This is a genomic window from Octadecabacter dasysiphoniae (genome assembly GCF_021532615.1).
Taxonomy (GTDB): domain Bacteria; phylum Pseudomonadota; class Alphaproteobacteria; order Rhodobacterales; family Rhodobacteraceae; genus Octadecabacter; species Octadecabacter dasysiphoniae.
In genome coordinates this window covers 129,672-154,614 of sequence record NZ_JAKGAQ010000005.1, presented here as the reverse complement: position 1 = coordinate 154,614, position 24,943 = coordinate 129,672, and the positions used below count along the sequence as shown (strand labels likewise).

The 24,943-nt window shown below is 58.2% G+C and carries 25 protein-coding genes; 12 read left to right on the top strand and 13 right to left on the bottom strand.

Annotation, left to right across the window (positions count from 1 at the left end; translation table 11 throughout):
* Positions 1 to 136 precede the first annotated feature (136 nt).
* Positions 137 to 1,138: a type I glyceraldehyde-3-phosphate dehydrogenase gene (gene gap, locus L0664_RS17070; RefSeq protein ID WP_235227105.1), complete on the top strand. Its 1,002-nt coding sequence runs from the start codon at positions 137 to 139 to the stop codon at positions 1,136 to 1,138.
* A 72-nt stretch (positions 1,139 to 1,210) separates the two neighbouring features.
* Here gap (L0664_RS17070) and L0664_RS17065 read toward each other — a convergent pair whose 3' ends face one another.
* Positions 1,211 to 1,351 (bottom strand): hypothetical protein, encoded by a 141-nt coding sequence (locus L0664_RS17065; RefSeq protein WP_235227104.1) that lies wholly within the window; start codon positions 1,349 to 1,351, stop codon positions 1,211 to 1,213.
* A gap of 107 nt (positions 1,352 to 1,458) precedes the next feature.
* Between L0664_RS17065 and L0664_RS17060 the strand changes: the two genes are divergently transcribed.
* The 4 genes from L0664_RS17060 to L0664_RS17045 all read left to right on the top strand — a co-directional run bounded on the left by L0664_RS17060 (position 1,459) and on the right by L0664_RS17045 (position 3,616).
* Positions 1,459 to 1,602 (top strand): hypothetical protein, encoded by a 144-nt coding sequence (locus tag L0664_RS17060; protein ID WP_235227103.1) that lies wholly within the window; start codon positions 1,459 to 1,461, stop codon positions 1,600 to 1,602.
* Positions 1,603 to 1,705: 103 nt separating this feature from the next.
* A complete protein-coding gene (gene gap, locus L0664_RS17055) occupies positions 1,706 to 2,710 on the top strand; it encodes a type I glyceraldehyde-3-phosphate dehydrogenase (RefSeq protein ID WP_235227102.1) in 1,005 nt (334 codons plus the stop codon).
* A 180-nt stretch (positions 2,711 to 2,890) separates the two neighbouring features.
* A complete protein-coding gene (locus L0664_RS17050) occupies positions 2,891 to 3,052 on the top strand; it encodes a hypothetical protein (RefSeq protein ID WP_235227101.1) in 162 nt (53 codons plus the stop codon).
* A 96-nt stretch (positions 3,053 to 3,148) separates the two neighbouring features.
* Entirely contained in the window at positions 3,149 to 3,616 is a 468-nt protein-coding gene (locus L0664_RS17045; protein ID WP_235227100.1) for a hypothetical protein, read from the top strand.
* Between the two features lie 43 nt (positions 3,617 to 3,659).
* On the opposite strand, the gene coaD is transcribed toward L0664_RS17045, so the two are convergent.
* From coaD to L0664_RS17030, 3 genes are read right to left on the bottom strand one after another with little or no spacing between them, the layout of a single operon-like run.
* Positions 3,660 to 4,154, bottom strand: a complete 495-nt coding sequence (gene coaD, locus L0664_RS17040; protein WP_235227099.1) for a pantetheine-phosphate adenylyltransferase — start codon at positions 4,152 to 4,154, stop codon at positions 3,660 to 3,662.
* A gap of 60 nt (positions 4,155 to 4,214) precedes the next feature.
* Positions 4,215 to 4,652, bottom strand: a complete 438-nt coding sequence (locus L0664_RS17035) for a CBS domain-containing protein (RefSeq protein WP_235227098.1) — start codon at positions 4,650 to 4,652, stop codon at positions 4,215 to 4,217.
* A gap of 52 nt (positions 4,653 to 4,704) precedes the next feature.
* A complete protein-coding gene (locus L0664_RS17030; RefSeq protein ID WP_235227097.1) occupies positions 4,705 to 5,583 on the bottom strand; it encodes a LysR family transcriptional regulator in 879 nt (292 codons plus the stop codon).
* Positions 5,584 to 5,678: 95 nt separating this feature from the next.
* Between L0664_RS17030 and L0664_RS17025 the strand changes: the two genes are divergently transcribed.
* The 7 genes from L0664_RS17025 to mmsB all read left to right on the top strand — a co-directional run bounded on the left by L0664_RS17025 (position 5,679) and on the right by mmsB (position 11,851).
* Entirely contained in the window at positions 5,679 to 7,181 is a 1,503-nt protein-coding gene (locus L0664_RS17025; protein WP_235227096.1) for a CoA-acylating methylmalonate-semialdehyde dehydrogenase, read from the top strand.
* A 55-nt stretch (positions 7,182 to 7,236) separates the two neighbouring features.
* Positions 7,237 to 7,656 (top strand): hypothetical protein, encoded by a 420-nt coding sequence (locus L0664_RS17020; protein ID WP_235227095.1) that lies wholly within the window; start codon positions 7,237 to 7,239, stop codon positions 7,654 to 7,656.
* A gap of 112 nt (positions 7,657 to 7,768) precedes the next feature.
* Positions 7,769 to 8,101, top strand: coding sequence for a cupredoxin domain-containing protein (locus tag L0664_RS17015; RefSeq protein WP_235227094.1), 333 nt, complete (start codon positions 7,769 to 7,771; stop codon positions 8,099 to 8,101).
* A 76-nt stretch (positions 8,102 to 8,177) separates the two neighbouring features.
* Positions 8,178 to 8,735 (top strand): L,D-transpeptidase, encoded by a 558-nt coding sequence (locus L0664_RS17010; protein WP_235227212.1) that lies wholly within the window; start codon positions 8,178 to 8,180, stop codon positions 8,733 to 8,735.
* 73 nt (positions 8,736 to 8,808) lie between these two features.
* Positions 8,809 to 9,945 carry an acyl-CoA dehydrogenase family protein gene (locus L0664_RS17005; protein ID WP_235227093.1) on the top strand — a complete coding sequence of 379 codons (1,137 nt, stop codon included), beginning with the start codon at positions 8,809 to 8,811 and terminating at the stop codon, positions 9,943 to 9,945.
* Entirely contained in the window at positions 9,942 to 10,985 is a 1,044-nt protein-coding gene (locus L0664_RS17000; RefSeq protein WP_235227092.1) for an enoyl-CoA hydratase/isomerase family protein, read from the top strand. The genes L0664_RS17005 and L0664_RS17000 overlap by 4 nt, the downstream gene beginning before the upstream one ends.
* Positions 10,982 to 11,851: a 3-hydroxyisobutyrate dehydrogenase gene (mmsB, locus tag L0664_RS16995; RefSeq protein ID WP_235227091.1), complete on the top strand. Its 870-nt coding sequence runs from the start codon at positions 10,982 to 10,984 to the stop codon at positions 11,849 to 11,851. Before L0664_RS17000 ends, mmsB begins: the two co-directional genes overlap by 4 nt.
* On the opposite strand, the gene L0664_RS16990 is transcribed toward mmsB, so the two are convergent.
* From L0664_RS16990 to L0664_RS16950, 9 genes are all read right to left on the bottom strand, one after another.
* Entirely contained in the window at positions 11,852 to 12,103 is a 252-nt protein-coding gene (locus L0664_RS16990; RefSeq protein WP_235227090.1) for a hypothetical protein, read from the bottom strand.
* A gap of 97 nt (positions 12,104 to 12,200) precedes the next feature.
* On the bottom strand, positions 12,201 to 15,071 hold the full coding sequence (gene uvrA, locus L0664_RS16985; RefSeq protein ID WP_235227089.1) for an excinuclease ABC subunit UvrA: 2,871 nt from the start codon (positions 15,069 to 15,071) through the stop codon (positions 12,201 to 12,203).
* Positions 15,072 to 15,161: 90 nt separating this feature from the next.
* Entirely contained in the window at positions 15,162 to 16,298 is a 1,137-nt protein-coding gene (locus L0664_RS16980; protein WP_235227088.1) for an MFS transporter, read from the bottom strand.
* A 112-nt stretch (positions 16,299 to 16,410) separates the two neighbouring features.
* Positions 16,411 to 17,784, bottom strand: coding sequence for a dihydrolipoyl dehydrogenase (lpdA, locus tag L0664_RS16975; RefSeq protein ID WP_235227211.1), 1,374 nt, complete (start codon positions 17,782 to 17,784; stop codon positions 16,411 to 16,413).
* Between the two features lie 117 nt (positions 17,785 to 17,901).
* Entirely contained in the window at positions 17,902 to 18,486 is a 585-nt protein-coding gene (locus L0664_RS16970) for a DUF924 family protein (RefSeq protein ID WP_235227087.1), read from the bottom strand.
* Positions 18,487 to 18,556: 70 nt separating this feature from the next.
* Positions 18,557 to 19,831, bottom strand: coding sequence for an MFS transporter (locus L0664_RS16965; protein WP_235227086.1), 1,275 nt, complete (start codon positions 19,829 to 19,831; stop codon positions 18,557 to 18,559).
* 126 nt (positions 19,832 to 19,957) lie between these two features.
* The gene (locus L0664_RS16960) at positions 19,958 to 20,416 is read right to left on the bottom strand and encodes a GNAT family N-acetyltransferase (protein WP_235227085.1); all 459 of its coding nucleotides are present in this window, start codon (positions 20,414 to 20,416) and stop codon (positions 19,958 to 19,960) included.
* A 140-nt stretch (positions 20,417 to 20,556) separates the two neighbouring features.
* Complete coding sequence (queA, locus tag L0664_RS16955) at positions 20,557 to 21,609, bottom strand: tRNA preQ1(34) S-adenosylmethionine ribosyltransferase-isomerase QueA (RefSeq protein ID WP_235227084.1); 1,053 nt, start codon at positions 21,607 to 21,609, stop codon at positions 20,557 to 20,559.
* Between the two features lie 10 nt (positions 21,610 to 21,619).
* Entirely contained in the window at positions 21,620 to 24,931 is a 3,312-nt protein-coding gene (locus tag L0664_RS16950) for a DUF3971 domain-containing protein (protein WP_235227083.1), read from the bottom strand.
* Positions 24,932 to 24,943 lie beyond the last annotated feature (12 nt).

The window sequence follows — 24,943 nt, the reverse complement described above, 5'->3', positions numbered from 1 at the left end:
AAACCGTTAGCGCAAACGCGCAAATGCCGCCGGAAGTTAACGCTAACACACTGAAATAAGTCAGATTTTCCTTGGTATGCCGCTGTGCGCCGCCTACACCATGACCAACGCCAATGCGAATGGAGAGACCCGGAAAATGACTGTCACGGTAGGTATCAACGGATTTGGCCGCATTGGTCGCTGCACCCTGTCCCACATCGCAGAAGCCGCGCGCAACGACATTCAGGTCGTCAAAATCAACGCAACCGGCCCCGTTGAAACCAACGCACACTTGCTGCGCTACGACTCTGTGCATGGCCGCTTTCCGGGAACCATTACGGTCGAAAACGGCAAGCTCGACCTCGGGCGCGGCCCGATTGACATGATGTCTACCTATGACCCGACCGAGCTGGATTGGGACGGCTGCGATGTTGTTCTTGAATGCACGGGCAAATTCAACGACGGCCACAAATCCGCGATCCACCTAGACCGCGGCGCAGGCAAAGTCCTGATTTCTGCGCCCGCCAGCAATGTTGATAAAACCATCGTGTACGGCGTGAACCACCGCGACCTCACGGCAGACCACCGCATGGTGTCCAACGGGTCATGCACGACAAATTGCCTCGCGCCGCTGGTCAAAGTCCTCAATGACGAAATCGGCATTGATCGCGGGATCATGACGACAATTCACAGCTACACAGGCGATCAACCCACGCTGGATCGTCGCCACGATGATCTGTACCGCGCCCGTGCCGCCGCCATGGCGATGATCCCAACATCCACAGGTGCCGCCAAGGCGCTGTCCCTCGTGCTGCCGGAGATGGAAGGCAAACTTGACGGCACCGCCCTGCGCGTTCCCACACCAAACGTGTCTGCCGTCGATCTCACATTCGAGGCCGCACAGGACGTCACCGTCGCCGATGTAAACGACGCCGTCGCAAAGGCCTGTGCGGGCCATATGGGCATGGTCATGTCCTATGATCCCGAACCCAAGGTCAGCATCGATTTCAATCACACCCCACAATCGTCCATCTTTGCCCCCGATCAAACCAAGGTCATCGGCGGACGCACGGTGCGGGTTCTGGCATGGTATGACAACGAATGGGGATTTTCGGTGCGCATGGCCGATGTCGCAGCCCACATGGGTCGTTTAAACTAAACGCGGCGTAGTCCGGCGCGATGGCTTGGATGGGGCGGGCATTTTGTCTGGCGTTGGTGCCAGTCACGCATGTCATGCTGGCGGATCATCCCCAACGGCCTCGCCATGCCAACCAGAACACCGTGCGCAAACATCCACATGGATTGCATCGGTGTCCACCGCACCCGCCCGCGCAGGTTGCAGGTCTGCGCGCCCGGTGTCACGCGCGCTCAATTGCGATCAGCTTTGTCATGGCACGCCCCTACCCCAGATCAACCGCGCGACAAGGTCGGCGATGTCACGGTCTTTGCAAACCGGTCCCCAGCCGCTAGACCTGCGGCATGACGACAAAAATCGCCTTTATCCTCGCGCTTTTGATAGCCGGCTTTTTCGCCCTTGATCACTACGTGCTGCACCTCAATGCGTTCGTGTTTCTTGCCAAAAAGCTGGTTGACCTGATGAACTATATGGCGATCTGGCGCTAGCGCTTGCGCGGGTGGGTTGACCTTCCGCGAAATTTGGGGATGTTAGCGCCAACAGTGGCGGCACTCCGCAGCCACCCCCGCTTACCACATTATGGAGGCTCACTTGACCGTAAAAGTAGCAATCAACGGCTTTGGCCGTATCGGACGCAACGTGTTGCGCGCCATCATCGAATCCGGCCGCACAGACATCGAAGTCGTCGCGATCAACGACCTTGGCCCTGTTGAAACCAACGCGCACCTGCTGCAATACGATTCAGTCCATGGCCGTTTCCCGCAACAGGTTACAACGACAGAAGACACCATCGATGTGGGCCGTGGCCCGATCAAGGTCAGCGCCATCCGCAACCCCGCCGATCTGCCGTGGGGCCACATTGATATCGTGCTGGAATGCACAGGTATCTTTACCTCTAAAGAGGCATGTCAGGCCCACCTTGAAAACGGATCGTCCCGCGTTCTGATTTCTGCACCGGGTAAAAATGCCGACAAGACAATCGTTTACGGTGTGAACGATAGCACGTTGACGGCAGATGATATCGTCGTGTCGAACGCGTCTTGCACGACAAACTGCCTCGCGCCTGTGGCCAAGGTTCTTAATGATGCGATCGGCATCAAACGCGGCTTTATGACGACAGTGCACAGCTACACGGGTGATCAGCCGACGCTGGACACAATGCATTCCGACCTCTACCGCGCCCGCGCTGCGGCCATGTCGATGATCCCGACATCCACGGGTGCCGCCAAGGCCGTGGGCCTCGTGCTGCCAGAACTCAACGGCATTCTTGATGGTGTCGCGATCCGGGTTCCAACGCCCAACGTGTCCTGCGTAGACCTGACGTTTGAAACCAACCGCGACACAACGGTCGAAGAAATCAACGAACTGATGCATGCCGCCGCCGCGTCCGGCCCGCTGAAGGGTGTTTTGGGCGTTACGGATGCGAAACTGGTGTCCATGGACTTCAACCATGATCCCCATTCTTCCATCTTCGCAACAGACCAAACCAAGGTGATGGACGGCAATCTGTGCCGCATTCTTACGTGGTATGACAACGAATGGGGCTTCTCCAACCGCATGGGCGACACCGCTGTTGCGATGGGCAAGCTTCTGTAAACCAAAAATAATCCAGTAATCAAGGGGCTGCCCGTTCGGGTGGCCCTTTTTTTGTGCGCACTGCAAAACGACCTATGCAGAAAACGCAATCCCGATAGCGCAAACATAGGTCTACCGCTGCAGCGCAGCATAGCTAGATGTTGATCAACACCAACGCATTATCCATGGAAAGGATACGCAATGACTTTGATGACAAACCTCCGCGACCGCCTTGCCAAACGTGCAGCCTACAACCGCACACGCTACGAGATCGCAAATCTGCCAACAGAACTGGCTATTGTTGATCTGGGCTTATTCCCGTCCGACGCAGACGCCATCGCGACACGCGCGGTCTACGGTTAAGGGACTGGGCGCACAGACCTCACGGGGTCGTGAACAGCTGTGAAACCCCTTCTGTGATCAATCAGGTCATGGTGCGTCCAAACAAAAGGACGCACCATGCCCAAACCCAAAAAACGCACCCGCCAGAAAACCTCGGTGCCGGTTCCCCAACCACTCACGCGGCGCGATATTCTTCAACGCGGGGCCATCTATGGCGCGGGCGCTGTCGTTGTGGCCGCAGGCGGCACAGCCTTCGCGTTTGACTTTCGCAAGACCATGGCTGAAGCCGACCTGACAAAGATCGGCCAAGGCACACCCACCATCGTTCAAATCCACGACCCGAGTTGTCAGTTGTGCCAAGCGTTGCAACGCGAAACCCGCACCGCACTGGCCAACTGCAATGAGGGATACACCTATTTGGTGGCCAACATTACAACTGCCGCCGGTGCCGCGTTTCAGCGGAGCATTGGCCAGCCCCACGTCACGCTCGCCCTACTTGATGGGGACGGCACGCCGCTGCACTTCATCAATGGGGTCACGCCTGCAGAAACGCTCAAGGCGCAGTTTCAAACACATTTTGGCTGATGTGGCGGCTGCCCACATGGGCCAGTGGCATCGCGTCAGCTGCTTACTTTTCTAACTTGCTGCGCAGGGCTGCGTGCACGGCGGGGGGGACAAATTTGCTCACGTCGCCGTCCAGCCGTGCAATTTCTTTGACAAGCTTGCTCGCGATCGCCTGATGCTGGGCTTCGGCCATCAAGAACACAGTTTCAACCGTGTCGTCCAACTGCCGGTTCATGCCAACCATCTGATATTCATATTCAAAATCGGCTACGGCGCGCAAACCACGAATGATAATGCTCGCTCCGACATCCTTGGCACAGCTGATCAACAGATTCTCGAACGGATGTGCGACAATCTCGCAACCGGTTTGCGCGGACAACGCGGCACATTCCGCCTCAATCATCGCAACCCGTTCTTCAAGATCAAACAACGGCCCCTTATCGCGGTTGATCGCAACCCCGATCACCAGTTTGTCCACCAACGAACAGGCCCGCCGGATGATGTCCAAATGCCCTAATGTGACGGGATCAAACGTTCCCGGATACAGCCCTACGCGCATGGCGACCTCTTTGATATTGCGATGTTAAGACACCCGATTGCACAGCAATTGGCAAGCGGGTTAGTGGCCCATCACCATACCTTCAAGCGCATCACGCTCCATCGCCAGTTCAGACAAGCGCGCCTTCACCGCATCTCCGATCGAAATCAGCCCGACCAACATGCCGTCCTCGATCACGGGCATGTGGCGAAACCGCCCTTCCGTCATCTTGGCCAAAACCGCATCAGACGTATCAGACGGCCCGCAGGTGACCAATTTGCGCGTCATCATATCCGCAACGCTTTTGCCCATGCAGGCCGCGCCATTCCGGCCCAACTCACGCACAATATCGCGCTCTGACAAAATGCCAGCGGCGGTTTTTCCATCGTCATCACTGATCACAATCGTACCGATCCGCTTGTCTGACATGATTGCAGCGGCATCCGACACCGACGCATCAGACGTTAGCGTCAAAACACCATCCAGGGCTTTAGATTTGAGGATTTGGGATACGATCATGATAATCTCCTGAGCTTTTCACCACCAGCCTAGCCCCCAGCCCCCCCATTGTTCAAGCGACCTGACGTTCAAGGCGCGCAATCTCGGCCTTCAAACCCGCGCTCAACGCCTCTGAAAATCGGGTCAAACGCTCTGACGTGCGGTCACTGGCGTGGCGCACGAGATAAAAAGACCGCGTCAAAGACACCTCATCAATCAGCACCCGTTTCAACTCAGGTGCGAAGGGCAATGCGAAATCATGGACGATCCCAACGCCCGCCCCCGCACGCAGCGCCATCGCCTGTACCGCCACCGAATTTGACGCCAGCTGAACCCCGCCAGCGCCCAATTCGCCAAGGTAATCCAGTTCCTTATCGAAAATCATATCGGGGATATATCCGACAACGCGACGCCCCCGCAGGTCATCGCGCGTCGTGATATCCGCGCCCTTCGGTGCGGCCAGATGCAATCGATAATCGCTCACTTTCTGCACGATCAGGCGGCCTGCTTGGGGCGGGGATACCGTCAACGCCATGTCGGCCTCTCGTTTGGACAGGTTCACAACCCGCGGCAATGCAAGGATCTGAATTTCAAGGCCCGGATTATCCGCACCAATCGCCGCACAAACCTGCGGCAGCAGATAATTGGCGGCCCCATCTGGCGCACCAATGCGGATTTGCCCGCTCAGCCCGATTTGATCGCCGCGCGCCTCTTCAACCGCCAAGCCAAGCGATGCTTCGGCCTCGGCGGCATGATCGCGCATCCGCACGCCCAGATCTGTCAACGCATAGCCCTGCGGGGATTTCACGAACAGCGCGGCACCCACCTGTCGTTCAAGCCGCGCAATCCGCCGCCCGACGGTTGCCGCATCCATGCGCAACGTCGGCGCGGCGCGGCTTAAACTTTCAACGCGCGCCACGGCCAAAAACACCCGCATGTCGTCCCACTGCATGTCATACCTATAAATTTGCAAAATGAATTTGCCATATCAGCGCTTTTCCAGACGAAAACGCAAGACTATGATGGCCAAAATCTCAGGAGGCTTCCATGACCACAGAACTCACCCACTACATCAACGGCGCGCACGTCAAAGGCACATCAGGGCGTTTCGCCGATGTCTTCAATCCCGCGACGGGCGAAGTGCAGGCCAAGGTGCCGCTCGCCTCTGTGGCCGAACTTGACGCAGCCGTCGACATCGCCGCCAAAGCCCAGCCCGCGTGGGCCGCAACAAACCCGCAACGCCGCGCCCGTGTGTTGATGGCATTTGTCGGATTGCTGAACCGCGATATGGACAAACTGGCAGAGGCGCTGAGCCGCGAACACGGCAAAACCCTGCCAGACGCCAAAGGCGACGTGCAGCGCGGGCTTGAAGTGGTGGAATACTGCATCGGCGCGCCCGAACTGCTGAAAGGTGAATACACAGACGGCGCAGGCCCCGGAATCGACATCTATTCCATGCGCCAAGCCCTTGGTGTCACAGCAGGAATCACGCCGTTCAATTTTCCAGCGATGATCCCCATGTGGATGTTCGCGCCCGCCATCGCCTGTGGCAACGCCTTCATCCTGAAGCCGTCTGAGCGTGATCCATCCGTGCCGTTGATGCTGGCCGAACTGCTTGAGGAAGCAGGCCTTCCTGCGGGTATCATTCAGGTCATCAACGGAGACAAAGAAAGCGTCGATGCAATTATCGACAACGACACAATCCAATCTATCGGCTTTGTCGGGTCCACCCCCATCGCCGAATATATCTACGGTCGCGGCTGCGCATCCGGCAAACGGGTCCAGTGTTTTGGCGGCGCGAAAAACCACATGATCATCATGCCCGACGCCGACATGGCGCAAGCCGCAGATGCATTGGTTGGCGCAGGTTACGGCGCGGCTGGCGAACGCTGCATGGCGATTTCCGTGGCTGTGCCCGTTGGCGATGAAACCGCTGATAAGCTGATCGAAGAACTGATCCCACGCATCGAAAAACTGCGCGTGGGCCCCTACACGGCGGGAAATGATGTGGATTACGGCCCCGTCGTGACATCCGCAGCCAAGGCCAACATCGAACGCTTGGTCCAAACTGGCATTGATCAGGGCGCGAAGCTGGTCGTGGATGGGCGCGACTTCGGCCTTCAGGGCTATGAAGACGGCTTTTTCGTCGGCCCGCACCTGTTTGACAACGTCACGCCCGACATGGACATCTATAAGCACGAAATATTCGGCCCTGTGTTGTCCACCGTGCGCGCCGCGTCCTACGAAGAGGCGATCGGCCTCGCCATGGATCATGAAATGGGCAACGGCACTGCGATCTTTACCCGCGACGGTGACGCAGCCCGCGATTTCGCCTCCCGTATCAACGTCGGCATGGTCGGGATCAACGTGCCGATCCCTGTTCCGCTGGCCTATCATACCTTCGGCGGCTGGAAGAAATCCGTGTTTGGTGACCTGAACCAACACGGCCCTGACGCGTTCAAATTCTACACCCGCACCAAGACGGTAACGGCCCGCTGGCCATCCGGTATCAAAGAAGGTGGCGAATTCAACTTCAAGGCAATGGATTGACGAACACGCACATTTGGTGCCCCATCGCAAAACGAACTGCGGTGGGGCGCATCAAATGCCAGTAACGTACAAAATTTTCCATGACCCGATTTTGGTGTTTATTCGCTATTTCGGGCACGTGACCCTACCTGATATCGCGCAGGCGCTAAAACAGTTCTCCAAAGAAGGCGCGAATTACCAAGGCCAACCCCACTTTTTCGATTTCAGCCGCGTCACCAGCTATGACGTCGATTACAATGAATTTTTCAAACTGATCGGCCACCTCGCGGATGCATACCCACAATCAACGGGCGAACATCTGTTTGTGTTCTTCGCCCCCGACGGCCCGCCCGCAGATCTTTCCGCAATTTTACGCGTGCCCTATGCGCAATCCCCGACACTGCTTGTCCGCATCGCCCGCACCCCCGAACAGGCCTTCGATATTCTGGGCAATGAACGCCCCGAAGTGTTGGCACAGCTCAACATTGATGCCTGATCTGTCCCTAAATCAAAAAAAACTGCGCCCGCCTGAAACTTAATTTACACAACCGCCGTAACTATGATTGATCCGCCGAAAAAGGCGGGCATGTATTTGAAAGGACGACCCAATGACAACTCGCCGTAACTTCCTGCGTCTTAGCGCTTCCGCCGCCCTCGCCCTGCCTGTTCTGGCAACCACCGCACGCGCCCAAACGACGCACATTGTGACGATCAAAGACATGGCGTTCAGTCCTGCGGATCTGACAATCTCGGCTGGTGATACGATCACATGGGTTAACGAAGACCGCATGCGCCACAGCGCACAAGACCTGAACGGTGGGTTCGACACGGGCCTTCTGGGCAACGGCGACAGCGCCAGCCTGACATTTAACGGCGCCGGGTCCTTTGACTACCGCTGCGGGCCACACCGCAACATGCGTGGCTCAATCACCATCACCTAAGCAAAATAACGCGAAGGTGAGCGTGCAAGCATTGATCAAACGCGCCATCCGTGTGAAATCGAAGTCAAACACACGGATGGAGCATATCATGCAGACCAAACGCACATTCATTCTCGGCGCGGCCGCAACCTTGGCCGCCCCCACCATTTTACGTGCACAGCAGGATGCGCCGGATCGCAATGCATCTTCTTTTGTGACGCAGTCCTGGCAGGATCACTTCGAAACGCTCGGCTCTGGCGCGATCCTCGCTGATATCACGTCACGCGCCCTGCACTACTGGGCCTCCGATGGCACCTACCGTTTGTATCCCTCCTCGGTTCCGATGACCGAAGAACTGACGCGCCGCGGCTATTCGCGCATCGTGCGCAAACGTGTCGGCCCATCCTGGACCCCGACCAGCAGCATGCGCGAACGCGACCCCGATCTGCCGATTTCTATCGAAGGCGGTGCACCGGGCAATCCCCTTGGCACACATGCCATGTACCTCGATTGGCCCTACTACCTGATCCACGGCACACACGACACGCGCAAAATCGGCCGCCAAAGCTCCTCGGGGTGCATTGGTCTTTACAACGAACACATCACAGAATTGTTCTCGGTCGTCGAAGTTGGCACGCAGGTTCGCCTGCTCTGATCTAGACGCCGCTGACGCAATACGGCACACTTCGGGGTATGACGGAACCTGCCCTTATGACCGGATTGCGCTGATGGATTTTGCCCTGACGGATGAACAATCCGCGATCTTTGATATGGCCCATGCGTTCGGCATCGAACATATCGCGCCCTTCGCCCAAAGTTGGGACAAAGCGGGCGAAATCCCCCGTGATCTGTGGCCCAAACTCGCCGAACTCGGCTTTGGCGGTTTGAATGTCTCTGACGCGTCGGGCGGCACAGAACTCAGCCGCCTCGACACCACGCTGATCTTCGAAGCCCTGTCCGCATCCTGCGCATCCGTCGCCGCCTTCCTGTCGATCCACAACATGTGCGCCACCATGATCGACACCTATGGATCAGACGATCTAAAGGCCCGCATCCTGCCCGGCGCCGTGTCGATGGACCGTATCATGTCGTACTGCCTGACCGAACCAAACAGCGGGTCAGACGCCGCCGCACTCAGCACAAAAGCCACCCAAACTGACACCGGATATGCCCTTAGCGGTACAAAGGCGTTCATCTCGGGCGGCGGGTATTCAGACGCCTATATTGTCATGGCCCGCACTGGCGATGCAGGGGCCAAAGGCATATCCGCATTCGTGATTGAAGACGGCGCAGACGGCCTGACCTTTGGCGGGCTCGAGGATAAAATGGGCTGGCGCAACCAACCCACACGCGCCGTCCAGTTGGACAAATGCAACATTTCCGCTGACAATCTGCTGGGTGAAACCGGCAAAGGCTTCAAATATGCAATGAAAGCACTGGATGGAGGGCGATTGAACATCTCTGCGTGTTCCATCGGGGCTGCGCAATCCGCCCTGACAAAGACGCTCGATTATATGCACGAACGCCACGCATTCGGCCAATCACTTGATCAGTTTCAAGCCCTGCAATTCCGCCTCGCAGATATGGAAATCGAACTGCAATCCGCCCGCACGTTCCTGCGCCAAGCAGCCTGGAAATTCGACACAGGCGCGCCCGACGCAACGGCCTTTTGCGCCATGGCCAAGAAGCTGTGCACAGAAACCGGATCACGCGTCGCAGACCAATGTTTGCAACTACACGGCGGCTACGGCTACCTCGCCGATTACGGGTTGGAAAAGATCGTGCGCGATTTGCGCGTGCACCAAATCCTCGAAGGGACCAACGAAATCATGCGGCTCATCACGGCACGGCACCTCATCACATGACAGACATCCTGATCCGGCGCGACGGCCACGCAGGCCGCATCACCCTCAACCGCGAAGACGCGCTGAACGCCCTCACCCACGAGATGTGCCTCGCACTCGAAACGGCCCTCGACGGTTGGAAAAACGACCCCGAAATTGCCCTGCTGATCATCGACGGCGCGGGCGACAAAGCCTTCTGCGCGGGCGGCGATATTCAGGAAATGTACGACACAGGAAAACAGCGCGATTTCACCTACGGGGATCGCTTTTGGCGCGACGAATACCGCCTTAATGCCAAGCTGTTCAACTTCCCCAAACCTGTGGTCACATTCCTGCACGGCTTCACCATGGGCGGCGGCGTCGGCGTGGGGTGCCACGGATCGCACCGCATCGTGTGCGAAACCAGCCAGATCGCCATGCCAGAGGTGTCCATCGGCCTCGTGCCCGATGTCGGCGGTTCCCTCATTCTGGCGCGCGCACCCGGTCGGATTGGCGAATTCCTCGGCCTGACTGGCGATCGCATGGATGCGGGCGATGCGATTTTCGCAGGCTTCGCCGATTACTACATTCCCCGCGCCCACTGGCCCGCGCTCATCTTTAACCTGTGCAACACGGGCGATTGGGACGCCGTTGATGCCCTCGCGCAGACGCCACCGGACAGCCGCCTTGCCGCATGGCAGCCCGATATTGACGCGGTGTTCGGTGGCCAATCCTTGGGTGACATCTGGCGCGCGATTCCGGGCGATCCGCCCGACGCATTGGCCCACGCGCAAAAACTGATGAACCGCCATTCCCCCCTGTCCCTCAGCGCGACGGTGGGTCTGATCCACAAAGTGCGCATGTCCGACACCATCGAAGCCGCCCTTGATCAGGAATTCCGCTTTACCTCGCGCGCAATGGAACACGGCGATTTCGTCGAAGGCATCCGCGCCGCGATAATTGATCGTGACCGCACCCCAAGATGGCGCCACGCCACATGGCAGGATGTATCCGGCGCTGACGTTCTGCGCATGACCTACCCAACCGATCCACCGCTAGATTTAACCGGAGAAACGCCATGAATATCGCCTTTATCGGTCTTGGAAATATGGGCGCGCCCATGGCCCGCTGCCTGATTGCCGCCGGTCATAACGTGACCGGATTTGACCCCGTAGCAACGCCCGACGGTATCAATTGCGCGCCTGTCGCTGCTGGCGCGGTACAGGGCGCAGACGTCGTCATCACGATGCTGCCCAACGGCCATATCCTCAGCGTGGTGTGCGATGAAATTCATGGATCAATGACTGCCGGCGCAGTGCATCTGGATTGTTCCACCGTTGACGTTCAAAGCGCGAAGAACGCCGCACAAGCAGCTGATGCAAAAGGGTTAATGGCTGTTGACGCCCCTGTATCGGGTGGAATTGGCGGGGCAACCAACGGCACCCTGACATTCATGGCGGGCGGCACCTCCGAAGCTTTCGCGCGCGTCGCGCCGCTGTTTGACATCATGGGTCAAAAGGCCGTGCACTGCGGTGCATCCGGCGCCGGACAGGCGGCAAAAATCTGCAACAACATGATCCTTGGCGCCACCATGATCGCCACCTGCGAAGCCTTCGCACTGGCTGACAAACTCGGCCTTGATCGCCAGTCCATGTTTGACGTCGTCAGCACATCGTCGGGCCAAAGCTGGTCGATGAACACCTATTGCCCCGCACCCGGCGTCGGCCCCCAAAGCCCGTCGGACAATTCCTACATCCCGGGGTTTTCAGCTGAATTGATGCTCAAGGATCTGCGCCTGTCCCAACAGGCCGCGGAAGCGACAGGCGCATCGACCCCCATGGGCGCACGCGCCACCCAGGTCTACGCCGATTTTGTCGAACTCCACGGCATGGGCGGCATGGATTTCTCTGCCATGCTCCCCCATTTGGCGGGCGACTTTAACGATTGATCACTGTCCGACGGTGATCTTCCATAAGAAGAAAAAGATCACCGGCACCGCCGTGAGCGCCGCAATGATCAAGGCAGGATAGCCAAAGATCACAACGGCTGTGACCAGCACCAAAACACCGGTCCAAACGACCGCCAAAATCTTGGCTTCCAACGTGTCACACCACACATCGTAACGGGCATTCCAATCGTCAATCTTGGCCGACAAGTTCGACTTGGCGGTTTCGTTTGTGTTCGTGCTGGCGGTGGTCATCTGGCGTCTCTCCTGTGATCTAACACAGGACATGGGGTCGACATGCCGCAAAGGAATGCGACATTCTGCCCGAAACGCTCAGATTTGAACGAACGCCTTATTCCGCGGCGACAGTCTTTGGCTGCAACATCGGTTTCAGGTAGTGGCCGGTGTACGATCCTTCTACGTCGGCGATCTGTTCGGGCGTGCCCACACCGACCACAACACCACCTTTATCGCCACCCTCGGGCCCGATATCGATCACATGGTCGGCAGTTTTCACAACATCAAGATTGTGTTCAATCACGATCACGGTGTTGCCGCTGTCCACCAGCTCGTGCAGCACCTCTAGCAATTTTCGAACATCTTCAAAGTGCAAACCGGTGGTTGGTTCGTCCAAAATATACAATGTGCGACCTGTGGACCGTTTAGCGAGCTCTTTGGAAAGCTTCACGCGCTGCGCCTCACCGCCTGATAATGTCGTCGCTTGCTGGCCCACTTTGATATAGCCAAGGCCGACCCGCATCAGCGCATCCATCTTGTCACGAATGCTCGGCACCGCCTTAAAGAACCCCTGCGCCTCTTCGACATTCATGTCCAGAACGTCCGCAATCGACTTACCCTTGAATTTGATCTCAAGCGTTTCGCGGTTATAGCGCGCGCTCTTACAGGTTTCACATTCCACGTAGACATCGGGCAAAAAGTGCATCTCGATCTTAATGACACCATCGCCCTGACAGGCCTCGCATCGCCCGCCTTTGACGTTGAAACTGAACCGGCCGGGTTTGTATCCGCGCGCTTTCGCCTCTGGCAGTCCGGCAAACCAATCGCGGATCGGCGTGAACGCACCCGTGTAGGTCGCAGGATTGGATCGCGGCGTGCGGCCAATCGGGCGTTGGTCAATGTCGATGACCTTATCAAGATGCTCAAGCCCTTTGATGGTTTCGCAAGGCGCAGGCGTTTGGCGCGCGCCGTTCAGGTTCATGCTGGCAGTTTTGAACAACGTCTCAATCGTCAGGGTCGATTTACCGCCCCCCGACACGCCCGTCACACAGACAAATTTCCCAAGCGGGAAATCAACAGTGATCCCCTGCAAATTGTTGCCTGTCGCCTTCTTGACGGTCACCTTTTTCTTGTTGCCCTTGCGCCGTTTGGCCGGCACCGCAATCTCACGACGCCCCGCAAGGTAGTCCCCCGTGATGCTGTCGGGGTTCGCGATAATTTCGGCCGGGGTGCCCTTGGCCACCACTTGCCCGCCGTGCACACCCGCACCCGGCCCGATGTCGAACACATAATCCGCCTCGCGCACGGCTTCTTCGTCGTGTTCAACCACAATCACTGTATTGCCCTGATCACGCAGGTTTTTCAGCGTGGTCAACAGACGGTCATTGTCGCGCTGGTGCAAACCGATCGATGGTTCATCCAGCACGTACAAAACACCCTGAAGCCCCGACCCGATCTGCGATGCCAAACGAATACGCTGGGATTCCCCCCCCGACAACGTGCCCGAATTGCGCGACAACGTCAGATATTCAAGGCCAACATTGTTCAGAAACCCAAGGCGTTCACGAATTTCTTTCAGGATCGCTGTGGCGATTTCGTTCTTCTGCTTGGTCAGCGCGTCGGGCACGGATTGGCACCACTCAAACGCCTCTTTGATCGACATCTGCACGATTTCACCCACGTGCAACAACGCGCCCGGCTTGCCGATTTTAACGGCCAACGCCTCTTCCCGCAGGCGGAACCCGCCGCACGTGCCGCAAGATCTGTTGTTTTGATAGCGTTCGAATTCTTCGCGGATCCAGTTTGAATCCGTCTCCCGGTAGCGCCGTTCCATATTCGGGATCACGCCCTCAAACGCGCGCGACACAGTGTAAACACGCCCGCCTTCATCATACCGGAACTTGATTTCTTCATCGCCAGAGCCGTGCAAAAACACCTGCTGCACAAACGCGGGTAGGTCTTTCCAACGGGTATTCTTGTTGAATTCGTAGTGCTTGGCGATGGCCTCAATCGTCTGGAGGAAATACGGCGATTTCCCCTTTCGCCACGGCGCAAGCGCGCCATCGTAAATCTTCAGCGTTTTGTCGGGCACAACCAGCGCTTCGTCGAAAAACAGCTCAACCCCCAGACCGTCACAGCTTGGGCAGGCCCCGAACGGCGCGTTGAACGAAAACAGGCGCGGTTCGATCTCGGGGATGGTAAAACCGGATTCAGGGCAGCTGAAATTCTCGCTAAATGTGAACCGCTCGGGTTCGCCCTCTTTGGGTGCGGTTTCCAGAATCGTAATACCGTCCGCCAAATCCAGCGCCGTGCGAAAACTGTCCGCCAATCGTGTTTCCAGCCCTTCGCGCACCACAATCCGGTCCACGACCACGTCGATGTCATGGCGAAATTTCTTATCCAGCGTCGGCGGCTCATCCAGCTCATAGAACTCACCATCGACCTTGACGCGGGTAAAGCCCTGCTTGCGCAGCTCAAGGAATTCCTTGCGATATTCGCCTTTGCGGTCCCGAACGATGGGCGCCAGAAGGAAACCGCGCGTCCCTTCTTCCATGTCCATCACACGATCGACCATGTCTTGCACTTGCTGGGCTTCAATCGGCAGGCCCGTCGTCGGGGAATAGGGTGTGCCGACGCGCGCAAACAGCAGGCGCATATAATCGTAAATTTCTGTGACCGTGCCCACGGTAGACCGCGGGTTTTTGCTGGTGGTCTTTTGTTCAATCGAAATCGCAGGGGACAGACCTGAAATATGGTCCACGTCCGGCTTGCCCATCATATCAAGAAACTGGCGCGCATAGGCGCTTAGCGATTCCACATAGCGCCGCTGGCCTTCCGCATAGATCGTATCAAACGCGAGGGATGACTTACCCGACCCAGAAAGCCCCGTAATAACAACAAGTTGGTCGCGCGGAATGTCGACATCGATGTTCTTGAGATTGTGTTCACGCGCACCGCGCACTTCGATGTTCTTCAGCTCAGCCATGACAGCCCCCTATATTACCCACCACCACATAGGGAAGATGCGGGCGGTGACCAGCCCCTATCTAGAACATTGCGCGAACATAGGAAAGATTTAACGCATCTCTGCTGACATTCTTGCAGCGCGGTAGGCAAGCCCCGCAAAAATGACACCCGCCACGCAAATCGCGATGCTGACACCGGTGATCCCCCACAGGCTGGCGGCGACCAGCGCATAAAGGGGCGTGCCGCTGAACGTGCCGATATTGCCAAGCTGCGCCATGGCCCCATTCGCGCGCGCCTGATCCTGCGGTGTGTGGTTGAATTCTGGAACGGCGGCGAAATTGGCCCCTGCCGTCACGCCTGTTGCAAACATCGCGCACAAGGCCACGGCGATGGACCCGGTCACACCCATCATAGCAAATAACACGCCAGCCACCGCGAACCCGCCGATCGACAGTTTTGACGCTGGAATGTGGCGCGCAATAAACCCGCTTACGAAGGTGCCAGACAGATTGGCCAGCGGCAGCACAGCGGTCAGCCACACCGCGCCCAAGGCGTTTGGTAAAAACGCCACCAGCGCGATAAAGATCGCTGTATAAATCCCGTGCCCCAACCCCGGCGCGAAATATCGCGGGTTGGCGTAAATCGCGCGGTGCACCGCCATAACATCGGGCATAGTGCCCCCCGCTGCCATCACGCGGGGCAACAGCGCCCACAACACCGGAAAAATCGCCACCAACAAGATCCCGTGACCAACATAAACCGCACGCACACCGCCCCATGCCTCAAGGCTTGGAACAACCAGCGCCAACAGCGCGTAACCCACCCCGAAAAACGTCCCCCAAAGCCCCATGACAACGGGTTTGTCGCTTGGCTTGGACAAAGCAACCATCATCGTCGGCAGGGCCACAACCAGCAGCAAATGCCCGAAGCCTTCAAAAATGCGCGTGGCCATAAACGCGGCGAACGGCATCTCAATCCCTTGAAACAGCGACAAAAATCCAGACGCCGCCACCGCCAGCAACACGGCACGGCGCGCGCCGATCTTGGCCACGAAAAACCCGGCCAACGCGCCGCCCAATATCCCGACAACAGACACGCCCGACACGGCCAACGGCACGGGCATTCCGGGGTAAACGTCGCTCAGCGCGTCAATCGTCAGCGTCAGTTTTGCAAACTGCGCGGCCGCCAAAAGGCCGGTCGTCCAAAGCAGGGCAATCAAGGGCCAATGGGTGCGCGGATCAGTCATGCGACGTGGCTACGCCTGACCGGGTTCAGGGGCAATGAAAAAGGGCGCTGAATGAACAGCGCCCCATGTGGATTTAGTGGCACGTCGCCCCGGGTGCGAACGCCCTTGGCGTTTAGATATGGATCACGCGGTCATAGGCATCCAGCACGCTTTCATGCATCATTTCTGACAGCGTCGGATGCGGGAACACGGTTTCCATTAGGTCTTCTTCGGTGGTCTCAAGCTTGCGCCCGATCACATAGCCCTGAATCATCTCGGTCACTTCCGCGCCAATCATATGCGCACCAAGCAATTCACCGGTTTTCTCGTCAAAAATCGTTTTGACAAGGCCCTCGGGCTCCCCCAGTGCAATCGCCTTACCGTTGCCAATGAACGGGAACCGACCAACCTTGATCTTATAGCCCAGCTCTTTCGCCTTGGCTTCGGTAAAGCCGACAGACGCAACCTGCGGGTGGCAATAGGTACAACCGGCAATCGTTTCAGGCTTCACCGGATGCGCGGTTTTTCCGGCGATCAGATCAGCCACCATGACACCTTCGTGCGATGCCTTATGGGCCAACCACGGCGCGCCTGCGATGTCACCAATGGCATAAACGCCATCAACACCCGTGCGGCAGTATTCGTCAGTCACAACATGGGTGCGGTCAATCTTCACGCCCGCCTCTTCCAGCCCCAGACCTTCGAAATTGCCGACGATACCGACCGCGGAAATCACCGTGTCAAACTCGTGCTGTTCAATCTTGCCGCCTGTCTCGATATGGGCCGTGACTTTGCCCTTACCGCGATCCAGCTGCTTGACCATGGATTTCTCCATGATCTTCATGCCCTGCTTCTTGAACGCCTTTTTGGCAAAGGCAGAAATCTCGGCATCCTCAACGGGCAGCACGCGGTCCATGACTTCGACAACTGTCGTGTCAGCACCCAAAGTGTTGTAAAAACTCGCGAATTCGATGCCAATCGCGCCTGATCCGATGACCAGCAGCTTCTTGGGCATGCGCGGCGGGTCCAGCGCGTCCTTGTACATCCAGACCAGATCGCCGTCAGGTTCAAGGCCCGGCAGGTTGCGTGCGCGTGCACCCGTGGCAACAATGATATTCTTCCCCATCACGTCCTCGGTGCCTTTGTCGGTCTTGACCGTAACTTTGCCCTTACCCGAAATCGTCGCCTCGCCCATGATGACCGTGCATTTGTTCTTTTTCAGCAGGCCACCGATGCCGCCCGACAATTGCTTTGCGACGCCGCGCGATCGTTTCACAACCGCCGGAAGATCATAGTCGATCCCTGTCGCCGACAGACCGAAATCCTTAGCGCGGTGCATCAGGTGGAACACTTCGGCAGACCGCAACATCGCTTTGGTCGGGATACAGCCCCAGTTCAGACAAATACCGCCCAGATGTTCGCGTTCAATCACACAGACAGACAGGCCAAGCTGCGCACCACGAATAGCAGCCACATAGCCACCAGGGCCTGCGCCAATCACGATCATATCAAAGTTTTGAGCCACGAAATCTTCTCCTCATCCGAATTTAGTTTAGCATTAAACTATATTTTCAATCGGGGCCAGTGACGTCGCGGCAATCCGGCTATGCAGTGTGGTCGCAGGTCAAACAGCCGCCTTTTCGTCCACCGCCTTAAGGGCAAGCGCATATCCACCCGCCTCCATCCACGCAGCCTCGGCGGCGGTGGTTGTTCGCCCAAGTGCTTTGTTGCGATAGGGAAAACGTCCAAACTGGCGCACAACGTCGCGGTGCGCACAGGCATGGCGCAAATTATCCGCCCCGCTGTCAGGCAGGCGTTTGCACATCAATCGCACGCATCGGTCCTGATCGATCAGGTTTTCCGAATGCATCAAGGGCAAATAAAAGAACTGGCGCTCGGGTTCGGGGATCCGCAAATCCCAGTCCCTTTCAATCGCGGTTTTTGCCGCTGAACGCGCGCTGGAATCCATGGCGAAGGCCTCTGCCTCACCGCGAAACATATTGCGCGTCAGCTGGTCGGTCAGAATGACATATCCAAGAATGCCCACCGCAGATGTCAGCCACAAACCGCAAGCGCCGTTTTGTGCCTCGCGCAGGGTGGGTTCAAATTTCTCACGAATTTCGGCGTCCAATTCCGCGCCGCCCGCGTACCATCCCTTGGGCCCAATTTCATCGACCCAATAGGAAATAACCTGCTCCGGCGTGATCATCTGGTGCCTCCCAACACATTCGACTCACTACATAAATCAGCGTTGCAGAAACAAAATCGTCTGGCAAGCATTACGGCGTCGGATTGTCCTGCGCGGCCTGTTCTTCCAGCTCTGTCTCGATGTAGATTTCCTGCGCCATGTCCATCGCGATGGGCGATGCGTTCGCCATCACCGGCGCATAGGGCGTCATTTCATCAATGTCCCAATCGCTAGGGCGCTGCCAGACCCGCAAGCCCCCGTAGGCCGCCATCAGCAACATCAACACTGCAACCACCACCCAGAAGGCGGATTCGCCGAACACACCCATGACCCAACCAATCAGGATCGGCCCGAAAATCGCACCAACCCCGTTGATAAAGATGAACCCGGCAGAGGCCGCCGGCATGTCCTCGTGTTCAAGAAAATCGTTCGCATAAGCGATGTACAGGGCGTACAGCGGGTTGGACGTGCCGCCCACCAAGGCCGCACCGACCAGCAACATCACAAACGACCCGCCAAACAGCGCCGACACAACCGCCCCCGCCCCGCCAAGCGCCGCGACACAGATGATCAAAATGCGCCGGTCCATGCGGTCCGACAGCCAGCCGATCGGATACTGCGCCGCCAAAGCCGCGATATAAATCACCGACACCAACAATGAAATCTGTCCCACGCTCAGCCCTGCTTGGGTGCCGTAAACAGCCGTCATGCCGAACTGCGCGGCAAACACGCCACCCAACAAGAACATGCCGACAGACGCAAAAGGCGAAATACTGACAAGATTGCGAATGCTCATCGGGCGGGTCGATTCAAATGAAGGCGTCGGCGACACCGACAACAAAATCGGCGCAAACGCGAGCGACACAAGAACCGACGGGATAATGAACAACACATATCCGCCCACGTCACCGACGTTCAAAATACCCTGCGCCACCACGATGCCCGACATTTGTGCCAACATATAAACCGACAACGACTGGCCACGGTTTTCATTGGTCGCAGAATTGTTCAGCCAGCTTTCCGCTGTCACGTAGACACCCGAAAAACAAAACCCGATCACGATGCGCCCCAGCGTCCACGCCCAGACATCAACCAGCACCGGATACAGGATAAGAACCGCCGAAATAGTCGATCCGAGGGCGGCAAACACCCGCACATGGCCCACACGTCGGATCATATCCGGTGCCAACCGCGACCCGCCAAGGAATCCAAGGAAATAGGCCGACATCACGATCGACATCTGGAATGTCGAGAATTCCTCAATGCCGCCGCGCACCCCCAACAAGGTGCCCTGCAATCCATTGCCAACCATCAACATGAACATGCCAAGAAACAATGCCCAAGACCCGATCAAAACCTTCAACATGTCGCGATTCCTTATGTGGCGCAGACAACTCCCGTCAGAACCGCTTTGATCCTAACGCGAACCGTGGTCGCCCCTAAATGCGACACAGGCGCGACGCAATCTGACAATCGCGCCGCGCCCCGTCTTTTAGCCCGGCAATGCCTTCCAAAAGGTGACCTTGTCGCTGCCCACATCCCAAAACGCGGGGATCGTGCCCGCGTGGGTGTAACCAAGGCTGTGATAAAACGCCCGCGCCGGGGCCTGTTCGGGGTCGCTGGCCGTATCTACAACCAGCACCCGCGCACCGCTTTCGCCCAATTTCTGTTCAAGGGTGGCAACCAGTTTTCGCCCGAATCCGTGGCGATGGGCCTCGGGTGCGACGGCCAGTGCGCGCATGTTCCACGTACCATTGCTCATGTCCTCGGGGGCTGCAAAACAAAACCCGCGCGGGGTTTCACCGTCAAGCGCCGTCAGCCAAACGGCATCGCTTAGCCCGTCCAGAACGGGTGTCACCATTCCTGTCAGCATCTCGCCGGGGAACAAGGTGGTATCGGCGATGTCGCAAAGGGCGGGAATGTCGCTGTGTTGTGTCAGTCGTATTGTCATATTCTATCTTTCGGAATTGCGCAGGTCCGGGACCCGCAACGCTATCGCCCCGCCCTAAAACCAAAGGCGGGTATCGGCTGGATAATCTGCCGTAATCCGAAACAAGAACAGTTTAACATCTTTAGCGCACAGGCGCGACATCAATCCTTTGGCAACAGGATCGAACTGTCGCCATAGCTGAAAAATCTGTAGTCGTGGGCAATCGCATGGGCGTAAATCTCGCGGATACGCTGCGTCCCCATCAGCGCGCTCACCAACATCATCAGGGTTGATTTGGGCAGATGGAAATTGGTCATCAACCCGTCCGCAACCTGGAATTCAAACCCTGGCGTGATGAAGATATCCGTATCCCCCTCCCACGGCTCCAGAGTGCCAGACCGCGCCGCACTTTCGATCAGACGCAGCGCCGTTGTTCCAACAGGAATAACACGTCCGCCCGCCGCCTTGGTCGCCATGATATCTGCCGCAGCCTGCGCGCTGACCTGCCCCCATTCGGAATGCATGACGTGATCGGCCACATCATCCACCTTCACCGGCAGAAAGGTGCCCGCCCCCACATGCAACGTCACATGGCTGAACTTGACGCCCATCGCCGCCAGATCATCGAGCAACCATTGTTCAAAATGAAGCGATGCAGTGGGCGCGGCAACGGCCCCCGTATTGGCTGCCCATACCGTTTGGTAATCTTCTTTGTCTTGCGCATCTGCCGCCCGTTTGGCCGCAATATAGGGTGGCAATGGCATCGCACCCGCCGCGTTCAAGGCCGCATCAAAATCATCGCCCGTGAGGTTGAATTCTAGGTACCCCATACCGTCATAGCGATGCACCAGAACCGCCGACAGGTCTTGCGAAAACACGATCTGTTCGCCGTCACGCACCTTGCGCAGCGGTTTGATCAACGCCGCCCATGTTCCGTCCGCTTGGGGTTCCAGCAACGTCACTTCGATCTTGGCCGCCCCGCTGCCATCGCTGGATGCACGGTGGCGTTCCCCGAACAGGCGCGCGGGAATAACCTTGGTATCGTTTAGCACCAGATGATCCTCGGCCCGCAACACCGACACCAGATCACTGACGCCGAGGTCGCGCGTACTGTCCCCCTGCGCCACCAGCAATTTCGCCGATGTGCGGGGCCGCGCGGGCCGCACGGCAATCAACGCATCCGGCAGATCAAAATCAAACTCGCTCAACTTCATTATTCAGGTCCTATTGGCCAACCGTGGGGGGCGTACGGCGGAAAATGTCGCGAAACATACCCGGCGTCAGCGCGCTCAGCGGATTGACCAGAACCTGCGGGTTGTCAACGGGCCCACGCAGGTTGAAATTGAATCCGATCAGCCCCTCACCCGGGCGCGTCAGCACGGACCCGATCCCGTTCAGCAAATAAAACGGAGAGATCACACCCTGAAAATCCATAGACCGCGACGCGCTCGCGTAGATCCCGTCCATAGAAATCCCCAAGCCCGGGCCTGTCGCGCTCGATTGGGTCAGGATCACCTGATTTGGCGTCAACCGGAACTGCGCCTCAACGTCTTGGAACAACAAGCCCTGCCCGCTCATCTGGCTCAGCAATCCAACGACCGAAATAGCGTCCAGCAGGGACGCCAGCGCAGGTGCGTCGCGCACCCGCAACCCACTGCCAATCAGCGTGCCGTCATAACTGCCCTCAGCGCCCTCAGGGATCAAGGTCAGCCGCATGTCACCGTCATAGGCATTGCGCAACAGCCCCGTGGCGCGCAGCAATCCACCCGCGTCGTTGCTGACAATGCGCACCGCGGACCGCCCGTCAATCGGCACCAAAGTTCCGCGCACCGGGGCCACGCCATTCACATCGCCCACAAACTGCCCCTGCAATCCGCTGGGGGATGTGAACGTGCCACGAAAATCCGAAATCTCGATCCGGTCAGTGACCTGCAACCGATCCAGCGCGATGTCCATCGGGCCGCTGTCCTCGCCACCAACCCCAAAATTTGCCTCCCGAAGGTCAAGAACTCCACCCGCGATCTGAACCTCGACAGGTTGCCCCTGACCACGCCCCAGCAAAACAACCGGCGCATCAAGCCACCCGCCTAGCCGCACCCGTTCAAACGCCGCGCGCTGCAACCCGCCCCCTGGCGTCAGGCTGATGACCCCCGTGGTTTGCAGGTTCGGCGCACTCAGCGACAGCTGATCAATGCGCGGCGTCTGGCCAAGCTGCCCGACAACCGTCAACGCCCCCGCCACTTCCCGCGCCTTGGACCACCCCACACCGGGCAGCGATAACGCGATCCCGCGCAAATCCGAATTCAACCGAAACCCCGGCGCCGCCGGATCGCTCATATCAATGGCGATCTGTGCGCCCGCCTCGCCCGTAATCATGTCGGGGGGCAAATTGATGTTGAACGTATCCAGCAACGCCGAGCTGATCGTCACATCCGCATCAACCCGCGCCGTCCCTTCGGACCCCGCCCCAAGGGCGCGCGCAAACGTCACTTGTCCGCCCACATCGCCCAACCGGACAGGCCCCTGCACCACGAGGCTGTCACGATCCGCGCTCAGTCTTAGGGTCGATGCTGTCAGGGTCTGATTGGGCACCAAGGCCTCGGACCGCACGTTCCTTAGATCTGCTTCAACGCTCCAAGTGCGCTGGTCCGGCGTCACACCCCGCCCCAGCGGCGTTTCCACCACCGCCGTAATGCGCGCCTGTCCTTGGGCAAACGACACGGGCAAATCCGAATTGCGCAAAACGCCAAACGGCTCAAGGTTAAGAACCGACATCGCCGCCGTGACCCGCCCCTGCATGTCCAGATCAACACGCGCAGGCGCATTCGCAATTCCGACCCGCGGGATAACAAACGTACTGCCCGCCAAATCGATCCGCCCGCCCTCGGGGGCTGTCACATGGCCCTGATCCAGCGACAACGCCATGCGGCGATCCACCAAAGACACCGTGCCGCGCCCGTTTTCGATTGGCGGCAACGTCGGCATGAACCGCACATTTGCATTCATAAATTCAAGCGTCGTGGCAAAGGTCGGCGTGTCATTGGCGCGGGTGCGAAACGCGATTTGGGCATTGCGCAAGGTTCCGTCATTCACGTTACGATCCAACCAGTCGCGCGTCACCACAGCCACATTTTGCGGCCACAGCGCCACCACTTGTTCAGCCCGAATGTCGCGCGCTTGCCCATCCAACGCCACAGACCAGCCTTGTGTCGCCGCACGCACTTGGCCCGACATCTGGATCGGCGTGCCGTCCGTCACCACCGCTGCCTGCCCGATGTCGAGCGTAAACGGATCAAGGCGCAGGCGAAATTCCACACTGCCATCCGACAATTCAACCGGATCGGCATACACACCTTCGGGCGCCACGGTCAGGTCTGAAAACTGCACCTGCCCCAAAAACGCCGCAGGCCATCCGTTTGAATATTCGCGCAAATAGGTCTGCGCCGTGCCCGAAACCTTGCCCCAGTCGCTGTCGATCTCAAGCAGATCAAACACCAGTTTTTCGGCCAGCGGATCATAAGATAAATACGTGCGCGCCGATTGAAACGGGATTGGCGTCGTCGCGGCCGTGGGGCGCAATTCCCCTTCCCCGATTTGCAACGTCGCAGAGGCGGACGACAGACTGCCCGTGTCATCCAAAACCCCGCGCACCGCCCCCGAAATCGGCGCATCCAACACGCCAAGCCAGGACAACAGCGGCGATTGGCTAGCGATGTCAGCAGCGGCGGCATCCGTGATGTTCAACCCGATCTCGGCCTCGCGGGTGCCACGTGGGCTGCGATACGTCATCTCGGCGGTGGTCACAAAAGACCGTCCCGACAACAGCGCCACATCGGCGCGCAGTTCAAGCCCACCATCGCGCAGATCAAGGCCGATCTGACCATCATCCATCACCCAAGACCGCCCCGCGCGCGCATCGACGTAATTGATGATCAAACCATCCGCGCGCACCTGTTCCAGCGCCTCAAGCGCGCCTTCCTCAAACACGGCATCGATCTGATCCAGCAGTTCCACAAACCCTGCCGCCGCCCCAACCGCATCCGCGCCCTGATCAAACGCCAGTGCAACCGTGCCATCACGGGCGCGGCTCAGGGACAATTGCGCGCCGTGCAACTGGATGTCTTGTGCCAGAACCCGCCCCTGCAACACACCGCGCGGCGATATCAGGCCCTCGATACTGGGAACCCGCGCCAGAACGGCCCCGTCTGCATCGCGCAACACCGCATTTTCCAAAACCAGTCGCGGGTGCAGATCATTCCCGACGGTGATTTTCATCGTCCCGAACCCAAGCGCACCCCCGCCCAGCACCTCGGCTGCGCGGGCCTCAACATCGCGCACGATCCAGCTGGGCGCCGTCACCTCGCGCCCGATTAGCAACACAGCGGCGATGGCCGCCATCACCACCGGCGCGCCCACGACCAACCCGATGGCACGCACCCACCACCATGCTTTCACATGCTTTGGCACGCGCCGCGCCCGCGATTTTTCGCCCGCGTGCTGCTTGCTTTTGCTTTTGATGTCGCTGCTCTCGCTCATTGGGGTTTATAT